Origin of the sequence: Desulfovibrio sp. Fe33, assembly GCF_028532725.1 — a bacterium.
In the GTDB taxonomy this organism is placed as follows: domain Bacteria; phylum Desulfobacterota; class Desulfovibrionia; order Desulfovibrionales; family Desulfovibrionaceae; genus Pseudodesulfovibrio.
Genome location: NZ_JAQKGU010000002.1, coordinates 277,403 through 298,514, shown reverse-complemented (window position 1 = coordinate 298,514; position 21,112 = coordinate 277,403). Strand labels below are relative to the sequence as shown.

15 protein-coding genes are annotated in these 21,112 nt (G+C 50.8%); 6 read left to right on the top strand and 9 right to left on the bottom strand.

From position 1 onward, the window contains the following. Nucleotides 1-77: 77 nt before the first annotated feature. Nucleotides 78-1,619, bottom strand: a complete 1,542-nt coding sequence (locus tag PSN43_RS04215) for a cytidylate kinase family protein (protein WP_272699639.1) — start codon at nucleotides 1,617-1,619, stop codon at nucleotides 78-80. A gap of 710 nt (nucleotides 1,620-2,329) precedes the next feature. Between PSN43_RS04215 and PSN43_RS04210 the strand changes: the two genes are divergently transcribed. Further along, on the top strand, nucleotides 2,330-2,968 hold the full coding sequence (locus tag PSN43_RS04210; protein WP_272699464.1) for a YkgJ family cysteine cluster protein: 639 nt from the start codon (nucleotides 2,330-2,332) through the stop codon (nucleotides 2,966-2,968). Between the two features lie 269 nt (nucleotides 2,969-3,237). On the opposite strand, the gene PSN43_RS04205 is transcribed toward PSN43_RS04210, so the two are convergent. The 7 genes from PSN43_RS04205 to PSN43_RS04175 form a co-directional block, all read right to left on the bottom strand. Continuing rightward, nucleotides 3,238-4,464, bottom strand: coding sequence for a DEAD/DEAH box helicase (locus PSN43_RS04205; protein ID WP_272699463.1), 1,227 nt, complete (start codon nucleotides 4,462-4,464; stop codon nucleotides 3,238-3,240). Between the two features lie 507 nt (nucleotides 4,465-4,971). Beyond that, a complete protein-coding gene (locus tag PSN43_RS04200) occupies nucleotides 4,972-5,286 on the bottom strand; it encodes a VOC family protein (RefSeq protein WP_272699462.1) in 315 nt (104 codons plus the stop codon). Between the two features lie 461 nt (nucleotides 5,287-5,747). Then, entirely contained in the window at nucleotides 5,748-6,218 is a 471-nt protein-coding gene (locus tag PSN43_RS04195) for a hypothetical protein (protein WP_272699461.1), read from the bottom strand. A gap of 144 nt (nucleotides 6,219-6,362) precedes the next feature. Further along, entirely contained in the window at nucleotides 6,363-7,388 is a 1,026-nt protein-coding gene (locus PSN43_RS04190) for a tyrosine-type recombinase/integrase (protein ID WP_272699460.1), read from the bottom strand. Between the two features lie 723 nt (nucleotides 7,389-8,111). Then, entirely contained in the window at nucleotides 8,112-8,468 is a 357-nt protein-coding gene (locus PSN43_RS04185) for a hypothetical protein (protein WP_272699459.1), read from the bottom strand. 113 nt (nucleotides 8,469-8,581) lie between these two features. Further along, the gene (locus tag PSN43_RS04180) at nucleotides 8,582-9,049 is read right to left on the bottom strand and encodes a hypothetical protein (protein ID WP_272699458.1); all 468 of its coding nucleotides are present in this window, start codon (nucleotides 9,047-9,049) and stop codon (nucleotides 8,582-8,584) included. Nucleotides 9,050-9,199: 150 nt separating this feature from the next. Beyond that, nucleotides 9,200-13,963, bottom strand: coding sequence for a DEAD/DEAH box helicase (locus tag PSN43_RS04175; RefSeq protein WP_272699457.1), 4,764 nt, complete (start codon nucleotides 13,961-13,963; stop codon nucleotides 9,200-9,202). Between the two features lie 379 nt (nucleotides 13,964-14,342). On the opposite strand from PSN43_RS04175, the gene PSN43_RS04170 reads away from it, so the two are divergent. Continuing rightward, nucleotides 14,343-15,383, top strand: a complete 1,041-nt coding sequence (locus tag PSN43_RS04170) for an IS1595 family transposase (RefSeq protein WP_272699456.1) — start codon at nucleotides 14,343-14,345, stop codon at nucleotides 15,381-15,383. 175 nt (nucleotides 15,384-15,558) lie between these two features. After that, nucleotides 15,559-16,365, top strand: a complete 807-nt coding sequence (locus PSN43_RS04165; RefSeq protein WP_272699455.1) for a hypothetical protein — start codon at nucleotides 15,559-15,561, stop codon at nucleotides 16,363-16,365. Nucleotides 16,366-16,465: 100 nt separating this feature from the next. Here the strand turns inward: PSN43_RS04165 and PSN43_RS04160 are convergent, their stop codons facing one another. After that, nucleotides 16,466-16,951, bottom strand: a complete 486-nt coding sequence (locus PSN43_RS04160) for a hypothetical protein (protein WP_272699454.1) — start codon at nucleotides 16,949-16,951, stop codon at nucleotides 16,466-16,468. A gap of 250 nt (nucleotides 16,952-17,201) precedes the next feature. Here PSN43_RS04160 and PSN43_RS04155 point away from each other — a divergent pair, with 250 nt between their 5' ends. The 3 genes from PSN43_RS04155 to PSN43_RS04145 are packed head-to-tail and all read left to right on the top strand — an operon-like array spanning nucleotide 17,202 to nucleotide 21,105. Further along, complete coding sequence (locus PSN43_RS04155; protein ID WP_272699453.1) at nucleotides 17,202-18,503, top strand: hypothetical protein; 1,302 nt, start codon at nucleotides 17,202-17,204, stop codon at nucleotides 18,501-18,503. A gap of 32 nt (nucleotides 18,504-18,535) precedes the next feature. After that, nucleotides 18,536-18,970 (top strand): hypothetical protein, encoded by a 435-nt coding sequence (locus tag PSN43_RS04150; protein ID WP_272699452.1) that lies wholly within the window; start codon nucleotides 18,536-18,538, stop codon nucleotides 18,968-18,970. Beyond that, nucleotides 18,970-21,105 (top strand): DEAD/DEAH box helicase family protein, encoded by a 2,136-nt coding sequence (locus tag PSN43_RS04145; protein ID WP_272699451.1) that lies wholly within the window; start codon nucleotides 18,970-18,972, stop codon nucleotides 21,103-21,105. The genes PSN43_RS04150 and PSN43_RS04145 overlap by 1 nt, the downstream gene beginning before the upstream one ends. The last annotated feature ends 7 nt before the right edge of the window (nucleotides 21,106-21,112 follow it).

Below are 21,112 nucleotides of genomic sequence, written 5' to 3'. Positions count from 1 at the left end.
ATCCCGGACATGGGAAGCCATGCCCTGAGGCAAAGGCTCCCCACTCCGGAGTGCGTGCGGCTCCGTAGCCGACTACATCAGGATGTGGTGCAAGGGATATCCGCAGTGGCGCCCCTGATGGCGGCCCCCAGCACAGCGGCGGTAACGGGCTTGCGGAGGTAGGCGGAAACGTCCATGTCCTGATCGCCGACGAGATCCCGCCCTAGTCCGATGCCCAAAAGGACGAGCACCTTTGCTCCGGGGTTGGCCCGTCTCACCCGCCGCACGGCCTCGGCTTCGTCGAGTCCGGGCAGATCGGTGTCGAGCAGGACGACTTCAGACTTGCGTTCCGTTTCGGCCTCAAGAGGCGTTTCGCCGTCATAAACGGCGATGGACAAACTGTCGCGCTTCCGCAGCCGTTCGGACGTGAACGGGACGAATTCCCTGTCGTCCGCACGCAGAATCCGGGACGCCATGTCCCGCCTCAATCTGAGATACGCGGACGTCTGGTGATATGTCTGGGCGACCCCGACATCAACGCTTTCAACGCCGTCGACGCCGGAAACCAAATCGCACAATTTTCGCGCAACGATTTGCAACATCGCTGCGTGATTCAGAAGGGACAATGAAACCGACCCGTTATCAACGTAGACGGAAACGGGATATCCCTCTTGCGACAGCACGGCCTGCACTTTGCCGGCCAGCGCGGCATCATCTTCCCGCTTGCCGGACGGCTCACACGGAAACGAATCGAACCGTTCACCGTCGAACGCGCTTCCCACGTCATTTCGAGAAGAAGGACGACGTACCGGCCTGTGGTGGACATCAACCTCGCTATACGCCCGGCTGGTTCCGGCATATACGTGTTTCACGCCTTCGATGCCGGACACGAGGCCGCGCAGGTCGTCGACCATCATCTCAAGGGCCTTCCTGTGATCGGTAAGACACAGGGTAAGCGCCTTTCGTTTGGCGGAGACGGAAACGCAGTTCCCCCACCGGGTCAACTTCACCCTGGCCCGGGCCGACAGCAGGAAGTCATCAAGGCTTTCCCGGCAAGAGCCGGGGTGCTGCACGGCCGCGTTGCACAACTGCTCGACGATGCGGCAGGCGCTTTGCTTGATTCCCAGCGACGGCACGGGAAGGACGAGATCGTAAAGACGCCTGTCCCACGGATCATTGTAGTCGGTATGGGCTATCACCCACTCGGCCCGCGCTTGATCGTCCGCAAAAATATGGCTGCGCAACTCCTGTTCGGGGCATTCCCCCACTCTGGAGCCTTCCAGCATCCGCTCCCGCATCTCGGACACGAGGCACACCCGCAGGACGTGCCGCAACCCGGGAGGCAGCAGAAGCGATGAATACCCGTGAAATATCAGGTCACGCCTTTCGGAGAGCATTTGCGCCATGGCCAGACGCAGCCAGCCGACGGCCTCGCCGTAATCCGGCCCAAGGCCTCTCGCAGAGGAAACACCCATCGGGAAGACGCCCGCCAAACGCTCTTCGTCCATGCCGGACAGTTTGGCGGCTTCAGCCACGACGTCACCATCGGTCACCAAACGGTACCCCGTGGTGTGCATGATCCTCTCAACAACTTGATGAGCGTTACAGTAAAGACCGTTGAACAAGGTGATGGCAATCATAGTCTCCCCATTGAATCTCGCCGGGTCACAGCGGTAACAATACAACCTTTCAAATGATCCAGCTCCGCCGCCTGCTTCAAGCAACGGAGCCTCCTGCCATTCTCGGATCGCCGGCACGCGCACCGTCCGCACACTTGCGACGGCCCGCGCCAAAACGCGTTTATCCATGGCGCTCCCTGCAAAGGGACACGGCAACAGCGCTTTGAACTTCCGGCTTGCGGTATTCCTCCCCGGCATTCGGGCGAGATTCCAAGCGTTTTGCCACACAATTCAGAAGGCCATTTTAGCAAGTTACATGCCAACAAATGTTACAAATCCCTGCGAGTCGCGAAGATTTGACTTCCCCTCCCCCTGCCGAAATCCGCCCGCCGTACGGACTTGGGCCCGCCCGCATCGGCGGAGACCGAAAAACGAATCCGCTTCCGGGTAGCCGCGAACATTGTCTTGACAACGAAGGCACCGAAATCGGAATGTTCAAATGGACGATCTCCCTTCATGCCCTCTATCGACATCGGAGGTACTCAATGGCCGCTCGTTCTCGTTCCAAAGCGGGTCGGGCAAAGCATTCCCCCAAATGCTCCGCTCGCGGTGGCCCATCCCTTTCCCCACCATCAACCGTTCACGACGAAGCCCTCACGGCGCTCTCTCTGGAGCGAACCGAGGCATTCAGGGAGGCCCTGCGGCCAGCAGACGACGCAGGCCAGGGAGAAGTGTCGGACCGAAGGATCCAGGCGTTGCGCGAGGTCGTGCATGAGTCCTATGCGATTTTCGACACAGTGCTGGACGAATTGGACCTCGACCCGCCCATAGCCTGCAAAAGCGGCTGCATACACTGCTGCTACAACCAGGTTGCCCTGACCGAGCCGGAAGCCTTGGTTCTCGGGCTTCATTTACTGGAAACGCGCGACAGCAAACGTCTTGACGACTTGAGCGCCAAGACCGAGGCCCTGGTTGGCAGCCTGAATGGGAAAAGCTGGCAGGACATCGGCATGGCTCGGCACAGGCTGCCCTGCCTGTTCCTGGAAAACGGCAACTGTTCGGTCTACCCTGCCCGCCCCTGGGCGTGCCGCGGCTGGAATTCGGTGGATGTGAACATGTGCCTGGAAAGCAACCTGTCCGAGAATGCCCTGACGCTCATTGAAAATCATCCGGTCACGAGGCTGGTAGCCGACAGCCTGCAGAAAGGCGTCCTGCGGGGAGCAAGCGACTTGGGCCTGGAGGCGGGCTATCTTCTCATGTCCCGCGCCGTTTCCCTTCTTCTGGAGGGCGGCGCGGAAAAAGGCGTGCGCAATTGCATGGAAGACTGGCTGCTCGGCCGTCCCTTTTTCGCCCGGAAAAAGAGCTGGTGACAGCCAGGCAAGCCGCTCATCGCAACGGCCTCGAAAAAACGATGCTGCTCCGAGGAAAAAGCGGGACCTCCGGGGAATACCACCACAAATATTCCCGCCAGGCGACACACGAGCTCCGCCATGGGAAAGCTAGAAATGAGCCACGCAAGTTTTCTCAACTTACGTGGCCAATTTCTCTGATTGAGTGTCAGCTCACAGTTCGCACAGGGAGCAGCTCCCCCCATTCGATCCCGGAACGCCTGACAAGGCAGGCGGGGAATAGAATTTCATCAGGCCGCTTGTCGCGCCGCCCCCGAAGGTTTGCGTCCCCGCCTCCGGGGATTTTTCTTCGCCGGGGAAAGCGAAGACGGCCTTCCGGATTTCGCTTCTTTGATTTTTGCCCCGGTATCGGTGTGAGCTTCTTGTTCAACCGACACGCCCATCACTCTTTGAATGGCCCGCAGTTGCGATACGTCATCGGCCGTAACCAGGCTTATTGCGCAGCCTGACCGCCCTGCCCGGCCTGTTCTGCCGATTCGATGCGTGTAGGTCTCGACAGAGTCCGGCATATCGAAATTGACAACGTGCGTTATACGATCACAGTCAATGCCGCGGGCGACAATATCCGTTGCCACCAGAATCGAGAAGCGGCCGTCGCGAAAACCATTCAAAGCCCTTTCGCGCTGGGCCTGGCTCATGTTGCCTTGCAGAAACGTCGTATCGTATCCGCTATTGCACAGCGTGCGGGAGAGATTCTTGGCCTTGTGCTTGGTCCGAGTGAAGATCAGCATACTCTGATGCTCTGACCTGGAAAGAATCTCATTGAGTAAAGCGGTCTTCCCGCCCGGCTGCGTCTTGTAGAAAACATGTTCGACACTGGAGACTGGAGAAGTGGCGTTAATCTGAACCGTTTTGGGGTTCACCAGAATGCGCTTCGTCAAATCCAGAATGGATTTCGGCATGGTAGCGGAAAAGAGCAGATTCTGCCTCTTTGCCGGGAGTTGAGCGAGAACCCGCTTAATGTCGGGCAGAAACCCCATATCAAGCATCCTGTCCGCCTCATCGAGGACTAAGACCTCAACAGCTTTGAAATCGACGGCTCCCCTCGCGATGAGCCGGACAAGCCGCCCAGGGCAGGCAACGATGACATTCGAGGTGCGAAACGCATTGATCTGCGGCTGCATACCGACGCCACCGATGATGACGCTGCTGGTAATGTCTGTTTGTCGGGCGAGAGAGGTAAAACTCTCGTTGATCTGAATCGCCAACTCCCGGGTCGGCGCCAAAACCAACACGCGCGCGCCCCGTTTCGAAGAAGTGCTGGTAAGCAGCTTTTGCAAAATCGGCAGTGCAAATGCGGCAGTCTTGCCGGTGCCCGTCTGAGCCAATCCCATCACATCATGCCCATTCCGGATCAGCGGAATGGCTTTACGTTGAATGGGGGTCGGGGTGTCATAGCCACAGGCCTTGATTCCGGCGTCGATGCGGCGGTCAAAAGAAAAATCTGTAAAAGTCATATTAACCTTGGAGAAAAAAATGGAACAAATCGACGACGCGTGACAGCGGTCGATCCCGGGTTCACCGGGGTGATAATTGGATGACTCTGGTACGGGGAGTAAATCTAGAACTTACGTGGAACGTATGTTGCCCAAGCGGGGCTAAGAAGTAATCGTGCGTCCAGTCACGCTGAGTTGGTTAATAATCAGCTATTCGCACCAAGAAGTAAAGCTTTTTGCCTTTTAACAAGTTACCCAACAAAAACAACGCACTGCATACACACTGCAAACAACTAAAAGCGTGGGAGCACGTTGTTGCTCCTCTAAACAATGTTTTTTAGGGGGATGAAACGTGTTACGAGCTACGCCTTCTGACAAAAAATATCGCCATCCACCCGATTTCATTTGTATATTCTTTTGTATCTTCCGCAAAAAAAGGCTTGGAAGGAAATCCTTCTAAGCCTTTAATATTCATTGGTGGAGATGGAGGGAATTAATGTGAAACAATCGACATGCCGTTTTCGCATATCAAATCTTATACTCCATCAACTCAATAGGCACACCATTAACTTCGATGAATGCAACCAGCAATCCCTCGCTTGGTGAGTTGGGTTCTATGATGACCTTTTTACCCTCAAGAGCCTTCGCCATGACCTCTACTTCAAAGGCAACGTGAGGAACATTCTTTACTAAATCGGGGTACTCCGCATCCTCCCAGAACCGCATCCATTGGATTCCATAGGGATTATTTCTGTGATCTGATACGGTCATTTTCAAATGAGGTAAATCTATCTCACCGTCAAAATGGTCAGATGTCGGTACGCCTAAATGACTAAATTTCATTGCGTTAAACACTCCCAGCAGGATCCTCAATGCGAAGTCCCATCATTATTGTGAGCAAAAAACATTACGTCATTCCGGGATGATAGTAAACCTACATAAAATAAACCTAGGACATTGCAAATGCTCAATCCCCTAAATTATTTAGGGGATACCCACAGGGACAGCGCAGAAAGCCGTTCCACTCAGTTCACTAATTGTTACCCAATATCATCTGTATCTTCTTATGCGTATCCCACGAAAAAAGGCTTAGAAGGAAAACCTTCTAAGCCTTAACTTTCGTGTGGTGGAGCTGGAGGGAATTGAACCCACGACCTCTTGAATGCCATTTTTGAACACACTGTCTAAGTTCTTAAATCTGTTACCTAAAACCTATGCCCGTATACGCGCAGTGTATACTCTGGGACCGATTGTATATTTCTTGTATATCATACGTATATCCAGATAGTTACAACACAAATGCACTACCCCAAATAGTCCTGTACATCATACTCTGCTTTCGTATCAATCCCCCACACTGAAGCACTGCGACGATAAAGCTCTGTCCCAAAGACAGTCACCATCTCGGCTTTCCCTGATATAAAAGTCATGTGCATATGGTTCACGATCTCCCATGGCAACCACATGACGACTTGAAGCACCTCTTTGTACTTGTCGATAATTCCAATGAATTCTTGCACCCGCCCTTCTTCATCAACATAGATTCGGACATCGACCGGATTACCAACCTTGACCTTTTTACTCTGCGTGAAAGACAAATGCCCTCGAATGTTAAAGGTTGGAATGCTGCTCATCTTAACTTGTTTGTGTCCTTTCGGGCCGCTCAACGTCGATGAGTATTGCAACTCGGCAAACCAACTCGCATTTTCCCGCATGTCGATCACATAATCTGCATGGATTTTACTCGGGTCGATCTTCTTTTTCTTTGTAGCCATAGACACCTCCAACATGGCGTATTTATGACTTTTCCCTACACCAAGCGCACCCTTATGGCTAATGGTTTGTCGGATTTCAGAGCGCATAAAAAGAGGCCTCTCAGTTGCTTTCTGAGAGGCCTTTTTACCATTTCCTATGGTGACTTATTTAATCAGCTTCGGCTTGGACTCGATAGCTCTTCGTCTCTCTCCATCGGTCTCATGGTAGTAGGTGTTCATGATCATCCTAAGGGATGTATGTCCGAGGATATTGGCTACTGCCTTTGCGTCAGCCCCATTTGCCAGAGTCATCGATGTAAACAAATGCCTGATTGTATACATGCAGACCGACTTGTCCAACTTGGCTTTCTTCTTGGCTCCCCTAAATGCGGACTTAGCGCTTTTAATTCGCTTGCCTCGATACTCGATCAAATAGTCTGTCTTCGCTTCGGTATACTTCGCTTTAAGCCTTTCCTTAAACTCATCGCTGATAGGAATAAATCTATCGCTAGACTTAGTTTTGGTTCCCCTTACTCGGATTTGGTTTCGTTCCCAATCAACGTCCCTCCAAAGCAACCCAAACAGCTCACTTGGCCCAGGCCTCGCCCCAAGCTCCCACATGACATCTAAGGCGAATTGGAGATGGGGAGACGAGTTATCATACAGCCTACGGAAGTCATCAAGAGACATATTCAGTTCTCTCGGTTTTTCCTGCTTCTTTACCTCGGACCACCACTTTTTCATGGGGTTCCTTGGTATGTACTCCATCCTCACACCAAAGTTCAGGATGATATTGAGGTAGTCCATATAGCGATTTTGAGTGGCAACGGCTTTGCCATCGTACAAGGCATGTACCTTCTCAAAATCTTTGGGACCAAGCTTGAAGATCGGCTTTGGAGCCAGAATGGGCAGCCACTCTTTGTTCAGCTTGTCGCGGACTAGGTTCAGGTAACTGGGGTCTCGCTTCTTACGCTTCTCGTGGTTGATATAAAGTTGCGCCAACTCGTCCAGGTGGACCTCTGCTCTGTTAATGGGCGTCTGCTTGATTTTTGATTTCTTGACTTCGAGGTCCCTAAGCTTGGCGTTCTTCTTACCCTCTTCCCCCCTGCCGAAGTATTCTTTAACCGGGCTTTTCTTGCCGGGGAGCCTGTACTGACAGTACCAAACTCCCGTTGATTTGATCTGGCCCACACTCATACTTCAACCGGGATGAATCCCGCCCTCCTGCGCTCTGCTCTCACAGCGAACTCGGATGGTGAAGCCATAAAGTCATCGAGGTCTGTTATCTTGTAACGATTGAGCTTCGGCCCATATTTGGGAAGTTGGTAGCCTTCGGTAATCCTGGCGAAGTGTCGCGGACCATACCCGCAATATGCTGCTGCATTTTTGAGGTTAAGATATTCCGTTCGGATCATCTGTCGTCCATAAGGAGCCCTCTGCGCTGTGCTACTGACGCATCCGGCTCAAGCCATCAACATTTTGGTTTTCAATCGTCATAGAGACGTCCTCCTTGATTTTGGAAGCAATGTTTTGCTCCACGTTACAGTTATTTATATGGAGAGAATTCAAGTGTACACCGCCTCAAATGGATAATTTGAAAATATTCCCAACATATCCTGTCGCCTAACGAAAAAGGCCGAGACAAAAGTCTCGGCCACAATAATCTAAGGAGTGATATTCTATGGTCAAATATCAAGTAAATCCATCATTGGATCATGAAGCGTTCCAAACACTCCATCGATAAGTTTACCTTGAATACACTCACAGTGACCTTCACCGTATTTATCGGTATTATGTAGGATTAACACAAATCAATGATTACGGCAGGTTGCCGTATTTTTTTGTACTATTTTCACACCTGGAACCAAGCATAACTCGGCCAGAAAAAAGAGTCGAGCGAGTAAAAATAAAAACCTATTCACCCATCACTTCTGTACAAGTCAGGTACCATTTGTTTTCGAAATCACGGATTGCTTTTTGCCGGGATTGTTCGGATGGGTAAACAGGTTTTTTGTAAGCTTCTTTGACCAGTTCCATTTGAATGGTTCGAATCGTTTCATCCTCGACCATCAAGGCCGTTTCCATTGATTTAGACATGGAGATGTTCAACTGTCGGGCTTGCATTATCAACCCGGCTGTTCGACTAAGCTGTGAACATTGCTTATGGACAATCGTTACAGGCAGTGTTTTTGCCTCTCCCATGGCAGATGCGGAAGGGACAAACAAAGCGAGCAAGATCAACCAGCAAATGGTGTTTTTGGCGATAGACATGGGGATCCCTATTTGGGGTTCTTTTTCAGTGGTGCCTGTCATTTTTCATACCCAGGGATCGCTCTTCAGCTATTCGAAAGTCAAACACCTACAACCCCAAATGTTCGATTCAATTACCGGGTGATCACGACCCTGATATGGTTCGGGATGCGCGTCAGGGCATGGGCGCGATCAAGGTAGACCGTGCCGCGGACGATCACGCCGTCCGGGATCGCGGTCAGCCCGGGCATCCAGAGCAGGAACAGGTCTCCATCGACCTCCAGATCGTCCGGGAGCCGGTCGATCCGGGTCATGGACAAATCGAGATCCCCGGCCACCTTCAGGCCGGATGGCAGGCCGGTCAGGTTCACGCAACCCCGCAGGTTCAGTTTCCCGGCCTTGACCGAACCGATCCTTGAAAGGTTCTCGCAATACCGGGCATCGATATAGCCGGCCGCCAACCCGTCGGGCAACGCAACCAGGTCGGTGCCGGACACGTCCAGCTTGCCCCGTACTTCCAAGACGTCGGGCAGGGTGAGCGAGCTTGCCCATCGCAGGTCCATTTGGTCGACCACGCCCTTGCATCCGCATATCACGTCCATGGTTTCTCCCTGGTTTGGGAGGGACCATCGCTCGGATCCATCTGTTTGGCAAATGGTTCTGTATTCCGAGGTGTTACCTCTGATTTGCGATCGGGATTGGACTCTTGACCACCAAAAAAGGAGGCCGCTTGATGCGGCCTTCTTGGTTTTTTATACGTCCAACTCTTCGATGGCAGGGAGGCCGTTTACGATCCTGACCGTCTCGACGCTGACCCGAACCACACGCTTCACCAAATCAATGATGTATCTAGGATCGTCGGACCAGGTGTTGGGGTCGTTCTTGATCTTGGAATGTTTGTCGACAGTAACCTTGTATCGGTCAATCAGCCAGTCAATGGCGGGCTTTCCGTTGACAATATATTGTTGCGCTTCTTCGGGAATGCCGGACAGGGTTACATGCTTGTTGTAAACGAGTTTCCCCGTATCGGTCTTCTTGTCTTTTTTCCCGTATCGCATCTTTTCGACCCGGTAAGCCTTATCAACAGAGATATCCTTGGACACATCGCTTTCATCCAGGTTGAAAGGCTCCACGGCTTCGTAGTCCAGATGCCAATGGGCCAACTCCCGGCCAGCCTTTGAAAATGCCCAAAAATCCTTGGCAAAAGGAATACGGGGGATTCCTTTTCCTAAGTCTGCTTCAAACCTGCTTTGATATTCTTTTGAATGGAGTAGCCCGTATACATAATAGAAAATATCTTCTTTCTTAATAGAAGCGGAATCATCCTTTGGATAGATATTCTTAAACCTAGACAACATTTCATCAGATATATTGTCTTTCCGTACCGCTTTGTTGCCGTTTTCCACCGTGTGGATAAGACTTCCCTGGCCCTTGGAAGATGTTTTTTCGTATCTGAATAATGGGAAAAATTGTGCCTTGGAAACACTTTCATAATCAGGAAGTCGATTCATTATAAACGGAGAAAACTCCTTCGTTGCGCCTCGACCAGTCATGCCAACAACCAAATTTTCCGAATCATGGTAAGGGAAAATAGATGGCATCTGATATACCCTCTCAATCAAGCTGCGGTCGAAATATAACCACTGTTTGCAGAATGGCCTATACACACACTCTACAATATGAAGTGGATGAAAAATCTTTTGTCTTCCCTTCGCAGCATCGTTTTTTAGCAGTCCTGACCAAGATATTTTTGTTTTATCATTGTCGATAACATCTTGTATTTTTAAACTGGGATTGGCCTTTGATTTTTCCTTGTATTCTTGAACTTGAGCAGAATAGAAATCTATCATGCTCCTCATGTTCGATTCTAAGCCGTTTTTTGAAAAATTGTATGACCATGCGTCTCTGGAGGTTAATACTCCTTGGGAGTACAGTGTGAATAACACCTCTTTACCTTTTGATTTCTTATCACCCATTGGTATGAATTTTTCAAAAGATGCATCCCGCTGATTGATCCAGTCCCCATGCTTGTTGGGCTTTATTATTGTCCAGCCGTTTGCCACCTCGATTCCCCTAATACTTGCAAAATCGGAAATGATGGAAAACTTGTCTTCTTGACTAAGATAGTCGCCGATATCATGGTAATGTAGAGTACACTTCCCTACGCCTCCGGTCTTAACCATGATCGTGATGGCAATTGGAGCACGGCTACCAGAGCCGAATATTTTGCCACCTTCTTTTCTGGAAATTTCGCCAGAAGTCCTTTGATTACCACGAAGGTTGAAGCAATAAATGCTAGAGAAATCATCGGCCAAGCATTTTCGCAAGCCATCCATAGCATTGCCGTCTATGAATGATCCATTTGTGACGTAACAAACAATGCCTTGATTCTTGATGCGATCACTGGCCCAACGGATTGCCCTAACGTAAGAATCATAAAGGTTTTTACGCAGGGTGGCCGTTGACCGTTCAACATAGGTCTTTTCTATCTTGGCATCCAAAACAGGATATTTCAGGTTTTGGTTGTCGTCGTTTTCGCTGGTTTGTCCAGCAGAATACGGCGGGTTGCCAATAATGACTTCGATAGGCATCCGTTGTTGCCGCTTAACCCGTTCACTGTTCTCGGGGAAAATGCCTTCAAGGGCTGGGGCCTGTTTGCTTGTCTTTGCGGAACGGTCCTCATATATCTGGAAAGTATCAGTCAGGACTATACCCTCAAACGATTCATAGTCTGCCTGTGCCAAAGCGTGATACGTCTCTTCGATGTTGATGGCTGCTATATAATATGCCAGCAGGACGATTTCGTTGGCGTGAAGTTCTTTCTTGTATTTGCGTTCCAGATCTTCCGGTTTTATCAATCCGCTTTGCAACAGCCTGGTCATAAACGTGCCGGTCCCGGTGAAGGGGTCCAAGATATGAACATTCTCATCGGTAAGCCCCCGACCAAACTCTTTTTTTAATGCGTAGTCGGCACTGTGTAGGATAAAATCGACAACCTGAACTGGCGTATATACGATACCAAGACGCTGGGTCATCCTCGGAAAAGCCGTCTTGAAGAAGGTATCGTAAAGCTCGAGGATGATTTTCTGCTTTCCCTCGGCGTTGTCGATCCCCGATGCCCTTTCGCGGACCGAAGCATAGAACTTTTCAAGGGATTCGGTTTCCTTTTCCAAGGCTTGGTTTTCCAACAGGTCCAAGACGGCCTGCATGGATTTGGAAACCGGATTTTGCTTGGTGAACTCGTACCCCTCGAAAAGGGCATCGAAAACCGGTTTGGTGATGAGATGCTGAGAAAGCATCTCGATGGCCTCCTCCTCCGATATGGACGGATTGATGTTTTGGTGAAGCCCTTTTAGGAATTTGTCGAAATCCTTTCGGTGTCCCTCGTCTTCCAGCAAATTCTCGATGCGGGTTTTGTGACGGCCTGCGATGTCGGCGACATCCTTTGCCCAACTGTCCCAATACCTTCGATCCCCGCACTTCTTGACGATCTTGGCGAAGATGGCATCTTTCCATTCCCCAAGGTAGGACATGAGACTGAGTTGTACCGCGCCCTCCCCGGAATCCTTGTCTCCAACACCGATCAACTGAATCTGCTTGGGACGGTTCTTGTTCAAGTCGATCTTGTTGATAGTCGAATTGAAACGATCGTCGTGGGACCGAAGCGCCTGAAGAACTTTCCAGACCACGTCATACCGCTTGTGATCCTTCAAAGCCTCTTCTGGCGTAAGGTTGGCGGCGATGCTGACCGGCAAGATGATGTACCCGAACTTCTTTCCAGGGGAACGGCGCATGACACGTCCGACGGACTGGACGATATCCACCTCGGAACCTCGGGGGTTCAGGAACATGACGGCATCAAGGGACGGTACATCGACCCCCTCGGACAAACACCTAGCGTTCGACAGGATGCGGCACATGTTGTCGCCTGCCGATGCCTTCAACCAATCCAGCTTCTCGTTGCGTTCCAGAACGCTTTGCGTGCCATCCACGTGCTTGATTTCGCACGTAAGGCCGTCCTCGTCCCGGTATTGGTCCACGACGTCAGCGAACAGCTTCGTGATGCGTTCCGAATCCTTGATGGAGTTGGAGAAGGCCACCGCCCGACGCATGGGGTTTTCGTCTTCGCTGGCCGCGTCGGTTTCGTCATCGAAAAGGAACCGCTTGGAAAGCCCGTTCCAACACCCCACGATCTTGGCGGCATCCTCCATCCGCAGCTCGTGGTTTTCGTCGGCCAACATGGACTGGAAGTCCCGATCCACCGACCCCTCGTCCACGGCCAGGACCAGCACCTTGTAATCGCAAAGAAGACCCTGTCCCACGGCGCTGGAGAAGCCCAGCCGATGGAACTCCGGGCCAAACAAGTCAACGTCATCCATGGAGCACAACAAGGCATCGTTATCTTGCGCCTTGGTCTTGGACTGATCCCCGTACACCCTGGGGGTGGCGGTCATATACAGGCGCCTGTCAGCCTGGACATATTCATTGTCGTGAACCTTCACGAAATGGGATTCGTCCTCGTCTACAAGCGTCACCCCGGTCGTTCGGTGAGCCTCGTCGCAAATGATCATGTCGAACTTCGGCAATCCGAGTTTCTGGGCTTCGTGGATGGCCTGGATGGACTGGTATGTCGAAAAGACGATCGTCATTCCCGGCTTGTCCAACATGGACGACACCTGGGATACCAGCCGCACTCCATCCGTGGTGGCGGGAAACGGCAGATCGTGGACCTCGATATCCTCCGACGTCTTGCGTTTCCCGACCTTGGTGTCGGAACACACGGCGAACGGGTGAATATCCCTGTCGGCTTCCGCTGTCCATTCGCGCAACGTCTGGGAAAGCAAGGCGATGGAAGGGACCAGGAACAAGGCCAAGCCGCTTTCCGGAAGCATGTGCTCGACGATTTTCAGGGACGTGTAGGTCTTGCCCGTTCCGCAGGCCATGATCATCTTGCCCCTGTCCGATTCGGAGAAGCCTTTCTCGACTTCATCAAGGGCCTTGGACTGGTGTTTGAAAAGTTGTTTCTTGGCCTTCAGACCCAAGTCCACATCCTTGTCCAGGCGATAGTTCGACCAATCGACAGGGCTGTTTTCAAGGTCGCCGACCCGAATGCGGGATACGGGGACGATTTGGTCTTTCAGGGCCTTCTCGGCCGTACTCGACCATTTGTCGGTGGTGGAAACAATGATACGGGAGGTAAACGGCTTTTTTCCCGATGCGGTGAAGAAGGAATCTATGTCGCCCTTGGCCAGTTGGTGATCCGGATTATAAAACTTGCATTGGATGGCGCAATAGCCGCTTCCGTCCTTTTCCTTGGCGACCAAGTCGATTCCGTCATCCGCCCCGTCGTGATCGGGCCATTCCGTCCACATCCAGACATCACTGAATCTGTCCCGATACATGGGATCGGTCCGGAAGTATCCCTTCATCAGCCGTTCGAACTTGTCGCCCAAGTCCCGCATGTTCAGGGAACGGTTTTTGAACTCTTCCAAAATATCGTGAATGGTTGTGGACATCGAGGTCTCCTTTGCGTCCTTTTCATTCTTTTATAGGCGGTTGCATGAGTGGTACCCTTGGCATAAGCCTCAAGTCAACGTCGCCGATAGGGAACATGAATATTTCACGTCCCCCTATGGGACATATTTTGCACATAACTCATTGAAAAAGAAATAGATAACCTCTTTTTTCGACTTTTTCGACAAGGTTTTCAGGATGTTGTGTCGCCATTTGCACAACGGCGTGCCTGTGCAATCTATCATCTTGACATTATTCAACTTTTATGTCATATGATGGTCATCGGAGTCACTGACCACGGCGGTCCTTCCCAGAAGGGGAAATCCGCCACGGCGATGTTCTGGAATCCCTTCCTCGCCCATCGCCTCGACCAGGGGAACCATGCACGAACAACACTTCCTGCTTTCGGCGAAAGCCCGCAGCCTGTCCATTCCGCAAGTCGCGGAATGGGACGAGGAAACCGTCTTCAAGGCCTTCCGCGACATGCGGTGGGCGAAGACGGGCGGGGAGCCGTGTTGCCCCCAGTGCGGTAGCGTGGCCCATTATTTCAGCAAGCGGCGACGGCAGTGGCGGTGCAAGGACTGCGGCCACACCTATTCCGTGACCAGCGGCACCTGGCTGCATTCCACCAACCTGCCCCTGAAGACCATCCTGTTCGCCATCACCTTGCTGGCCGACGGGGCCAAGGGGATTTCCGCCTGCCAGCTCATGCGTTACCTGGGGGTCCAGTACAAGACCGCCTTCACCCTCTACCACAAGCTGCGCAGCGCCCTGCTGGCGACCCGGCACGACCAGCCCGCCATGAAGGGCGAGGTCCAGGCGGACGGGGCATACCTGAACCCATATAGCAGGCCCGCCAACAAGGCCGAGGACAGGCCCGAAAAGGACATCAAGTCGTCCATGCAGAAGGTCTGCATCCTGGTCATCAGACAGATCGGCGAGGAGGGGGACGGCGCGAACAGGACGCTCACCTACAAGATCCCGACCGAAAACGCCAAGGACATCCGGCATCACGTCGAGGACAATGTCCAGCGAGGCGCCAACGTGGTCACGGACGAGCATCCGGCCTACGGGAACCTTGCGATCAATTTCAAGCACACCCGGGTCAACCACAAGATTTGCTATTGCGGCCCCAATGGCGAGAACACCAACCAGGCCGAATCATTCTTCGCCAGGTTCCGCCGCATGCTCAAGGGGCAAATCCACAAGGTCAGCCCGGATTACCTGAACTACTACGCCAACGAAGTGGCCTACCGGGAAGATACCCGACGTTGGGACAACGGCAGGATCGCCTTCGACATGATGCGGCGGATGCTGACCCTTGATGGCGAATCGCCCTTCAGGGGCTACTGGTCCCGGACCAACGTCAGTCCGGCCGTAGCGACCGACGACGAACCGGCCGGCTTGGCCGCGGCGGCTTGACGCAAATCCCTTTCCACAATCTTGACTCTCGGTGATCCGACACGCGAATATCGTTCAAGTAGTCAAGGACGATTCGACATGTATACCCATGCCGTTATCGTCATCAGATGATACGCCGTCACCCTTGGCGGCAGGAGAAAATCCAATGATACGCTATCTTTTTACAACCTTGCTCGTGATTAGTCTACTTTCGGGGTACGCTTTGGCTTCGGACCAAATCCGGTTGTTCATCGACGTCAGGTCGGACAAGGCTTTCAATCATCGCCACGAGGCCTTCAATTTCGGAACTCTCGATTCCCCGAGTTATGTCATAATGAATGGTGTTGCGGCGGACATCGCATTTACGATCAAGGACAACCAGGACGTGGTTGATGGCTCCGTGTCGCTTGATTCGGTCAAACCCCGGGCGTATTCGTGGTCAACGTCCATCTGGGGTTTTTGTCCGGGCGAGTGCGGCATGGCCTCCACCAGGGTCAGGGTGGTGACGTGCGAGGACGCCGGCGGGTCGGTGGTCGACGATTCCCTGTGTCCCGGCGGGAAACCGGCCTCCAGCGAACCGTGCGTCTCGACCGAGGCGTGTACGTACGTCTTTGGCGACTGGTCGGCCTGGGACGGTTGTACCGGCGGCACGGACGGCGGTTGTGGCATGGGCATGAAGACCAGGACCAGGGATTGCCTGCGCAGCGACGGGCAGACGGCCGACGCGGCCCTGTGCGCGGGCGACGCGACCGAATTGGCCGTATGTGGGGCGTGTGCCGAGTGTGCGGCCATCTCCCTTGACCTCCAGTATGGGTTTACCCTTTGGGCCTCTTCCAGCAATGGGTGTACCGCAAGCTGGATAAACGTGATGACATATAGCTCCGCGGGAGAATGTCCGGCCGTCATCGTTTCCGATGGATATGAATATTTCCCGGATTTGGACACCCAAGCCATAGATCTCGGATGGGGGCCGATTTACCCTATTTGCCGTCGTCCCTTGTAATGGGTTTTTCCTTACGATCAGGCCAAAAGAAAACCTTACTTCAACCAGTTGACGACTTTCCGCAATCGGCAACGATCCTTCCGACTTGGCTAATTCAGGCCTATTTCAATAAACGCAGGTCGGTTGCTTCGTCCCCTTTGTCGTTGGCTTGCTTCGTCGTGGCGGCGTAGCCCACCAAGGCCCAATATTCCATATGGTCGTCAGGATCGCCGTCGACCTTTTCCACGACATCGTAGTGAAGCAGCGCCCGGCGGACTTCCGTCCGGCAGTCATCGGTCATGCCCTTGTGTTCCATGACCTGGTCGGTGATGGCCCTGGTGGACAGCGGGCCGCCGTCGGCCGCCTTCAGCGTCCGGATGATCAGGGACTTCAATTCGCCCCGGTCGAACTTCTTGGTGTACTGGCGCTTGGGCAGGACCGTGCCGGGATCGAAGGCGGGGTCCATCAGGCCCATGGCCGTGTCCAGGGACTTGATGTAGCCGTCGTTCAGCCGGATGCGTTCCCGCATGGCTTGGTTGTCGGCGATCAGTTCCGCCCGGCGCTTGGCCAGGGCCGCGGTGGTGTGGGAATGGGGTTTTTTGCTCATGTCCGCAGTCTACGCTGCGACGGAAATGCGGGGCAAGGGGGGCTTTGTGTGAATACTACATAATACCGGAGATATTGATAAAGATCTAAAAAGAGAAATTGGCTCCAAGGCTTCTGGCGAAAGGCTGAAGGATCTTGCAGAATTTATTGAAAAGGCTGATGAATTCATTGAAGAGACTGAGGGTAAAATTGAGAATCTTCGCGCTAAAATTTCAGCGAATGATCGCCTCAACGCAAATATCATCGCATCTTTGAGAGATTCTAAGGCGGTAAAGAAGATCCAAGAAAAAAGGGAAAATAAGGAAAGAGAAAAGGCAGATCTCGAACTGCGAATTAAGAAGTGTAATGAAAAACTTATAAAATGGTTATCCAAATCAGGCACCTCTCTTCTCGGCAGACGACTTGCTGAACAAACCAAAGCATTCATTGACGATGACGAAACAAGAAGAAAAATTCCTAGCCCCTACAATGAAGATTTGGTCAATTCCTTGCTTGCGGATAAGGTCTGCATTTGTGGGCGAGAGCTCCCCCCAGGCTCAACAGAATGGCAAACCATAGCCAATTTGTTGAAGGATGCTGCTACTAGTGACCTAGTTAACAGAATATCTAGAGCGCGCTCTCGTATTAATTCGATTATAGAAGTTTCAAAAGATGCCCATGATGACCTGGTCGACCTACAGAAGGACTTAGGGGTCCTTAAAGGACAGCTAGCATCAATAGAATCTGAAATCGCTTCTCTTGGGGAGCGGATCGAAAACAGCAAGATCGCTGAGATTGAGGACAAGGAAAGAGCCAGGAAAAACCTGGAACAAAAGATTCATTCTGACACCAAAAAAATTGGAGAGCATGAATCGGAGATAAAGCGCGCAAAAAATGAAAGAGCTGCAGCCGAGAGGGAATTCAGGACGTTAAGCCACCAAAACAAACTGGCAAACAAGCTACTATCACGCAGAAGCCTCGTAGTAGAGGCAAGGGAACAATTGAGTGAACTCCTTAAAAGCTACGAAGATGAAGCTAGAGAGTCTATCGAAAAAGAAATCAACGACATTTTATCGTATGTAGCCCACAACCACAGGGTATGTCATTTTAATGAGAACTTCTCAATCGCTCTGACAAAGTACGATGGCACCCCGACTCCAAAAAGTAGCGGAGAAAGCCAACTATTAAGTTTAGTCTTCATGGCATCTCTAATCAAGTATGCTTCATCTCGATTGAACGACAAAAGTTTAATCTTAAAACCTGGCACAGTTGCCCCACTAGTTTTAGATTCTCCTTTTGGACAATTGGACAAGGTTTACCAAACAGAAATGGCGAACTACTTGCCTAAACTAGCTCCGCAACTAGTTTTATTCTTATCCAGCACACAAGGTAACGAAAAAGTTCTTGAAGCATTAGAACCATATATAGGTGCCGAATACGTTTTATTATCTCATTCTGAGGGCGATCAAGGAAACAAAAAAGTCACAGAGCTTATTCGTGGTGGGAAATCGATTCAGACCAAACTTTTCTCGCAAAACACTGAGATGACGGAGATCGTGAGGTTAGACGCATGAGACCAATAAAGCGTAGCGCGCGGTTTGAGGACATGGTCAAGACTCTATATCAACAGCCTCATTACGACACGGGGAAACCAATTTTTGCAACAATCCGAGGATTGATGCGTTTCGCCGCAACCCTCGGTTATGATCAGGGTGAAAGGAAGTCTCTTGACTCAGATATTAACGAAAGCGATGGCCGTCCCTTCGCTAGGCATGACCAAACTTTTGACCTTATGCTGCTGCTTGCATTGGCAGAAACAAAATCATCGGACATTTTCTTGTCAGATGATGACGAACAACTCATAACAATATTCGAAGAATACGCTCAAGCTGGTTTCGAAATTTTAGAAAGGTGGCTTAAAGCTCGTCCTGACGATTTATATGGAGATCAATCAATTCTAAATGGCCTTGCAACACTTGGCTACATTGATGAACGTGCAGCAAGCACTATAGATGACGTTTCAGAATCAGTCGAATTCTAATGTTTAAACAATTAGGAATAAAAGCTGTATACAGGTCCGACAGCTGCAACATATTAGAAGACTTCTATCTACCAACACTTGCCCACTCCATCAGTTATGACAGGGCAGTTGGTTTTTTTTCTGCCGCCTCACTATTCTCAGCAGCTCAGGGGATCTCTGCCCTTCTTGAAAATGGCGGACGAATGCGATTGGTAGTCGGTGGAGAATTAAGCCTGGAAGACATGGAGGCAATAGAGACTGGCTACAATGTCAAAAATCTTGGAGACGCCTTTGGAGAGATGATCGTCAAGGAGATAGATTCAATAGTCGATAATCTTTTCAAAAAAAGGCTTGAAGCACTATCATTGCTAGTGGCCTCAGATCGACTAGACGTAAAAATCGCATATAAACCAATTGGGATGTATCACGAGAAGATTGGTATCTTAACGGATAGAGAAGATAACAAACTCATCTTTCAAGGTTCTGCAAACGAAACACGGTTTGCTCTCCTTCCAGAGTATAACTTTGAATCGATTAACGTATTTTCTTCTTGGCGGCCAGAGCTAGAAGATCACTTTAAGCCATACCTAGACGGGTTTGAACGCTTATGGGAAGGCAAAACTAAGAATGTATACGTTGCCCCTTTCCCGGACGCTTTGCGAGACAACTTAATCAAAATATCTAAACATGCTCGACCATTTTTCGTTAATGAAGAAGTAGAGCTTGCTTCTCTACCTCCCAGTATTGAGGAAGACATATCTCCAAAGTTCAACACTGAGCCGGTTATCCCCAAATTTTTTAAAGGAAATCCATTTGATCTATACAAGCACCAAAGGGAAGCTCTGTATGCGTGGAAAGGGAATGATTTTAGAGGAATTCTTGAGTTAGCTACGGGTGCGGGTAAAACTGTGACTGCCATAACAGGAGCAGTCAGGACCTACCAAGCAACCCACAGGCTGTTTTGCATCATCGCAGTTCCATACCAAAACCTAGCTGACCAATGGATCCAGGATCTTAAGCAATTCAATATCCATGCCCACAAATGCTATGGTGGTCGCTCTCAATGGCATCAACGCTTTAGTGAACTAGTAACGCTTTTCAATACAGGATCAGTTAGCTTTCTATGCGCTGTTGTTGTTAATCGAACGCTTTCAACTGAGGTGTTTCAAAGGCTGATAAATGATGTGCCAGGTGATAGCATGTTGTTCATTGGTGATGAATGCCACCATCACTCGTCTTCCTCCACATTTGGGAGCTTACCTAAACACGCGAGACTTCGCCTAGGACTATCCGCAACACCTTGGCACCACATGAATCTTGATGCCAATACCAGGCTTACTGAATATTACAGCGACTCAGTATACCAATACACGTTGGAACAGGCACTAAGCGACAAAGTGCTTACCCCATATAAGTATCACGTGATACCTGTCGAATTTACAGAGGTCGAAACGGAAAAATATCTGGACGTTAGCGTTCAAATCGCACAATTATTCTCACAAAAAAACAAGAAAGATAAAGAAGAGAAAAGGCTTCAGTCCCTTTTACTTCAACGTGCTCGGATCATAGGCAGTGCAAAAAATAAATTTGTAGAATTAGAACAACTTATCCAAGGACAAGGCTCAGCCGCTCCCTTTTCCCTTTTCTACTGCGGAGATGGGACCGTGGAAGACGAAGTAACCGGCGAAGAGAACCGCCAAATAGAGCAACTCTCAGAGCTTCTATATAAGAACGGTTGGCGCACATCGCGCTTTACGTCATATGAACCAAACTGGACAAGAAGCCAATTGCTTAACCATTTTAGAATTGGAGTCATAGACTCTTTAGTCGCTATCAGGTGTCTTGATGAAGGCATCGACGTCCCGGCTTGCAGAACAGCATACATCTTGGCGAGCAGCACAAATCCACGCCAGCAGGTACAGCGTAGGGGGCGTATCTTAAGAAAGGCTCATGGTAAAAATTTTGCTGAGATATACGACTTCATAGTCAAACTCCCTAATCCAAGCGAAGAAACGAACAAATACGAAAGATCGCTGCTAAAAAAAGAGCTTACTCGGGTAGCCGAGTTCGCCAGCCTAGCCATTAATTCAGGAGAAGTAATTGATTCACTGATGCCAATTCTCGAAGAATATGACCTGTCGTATTTACTCGCCTAACGGGTAG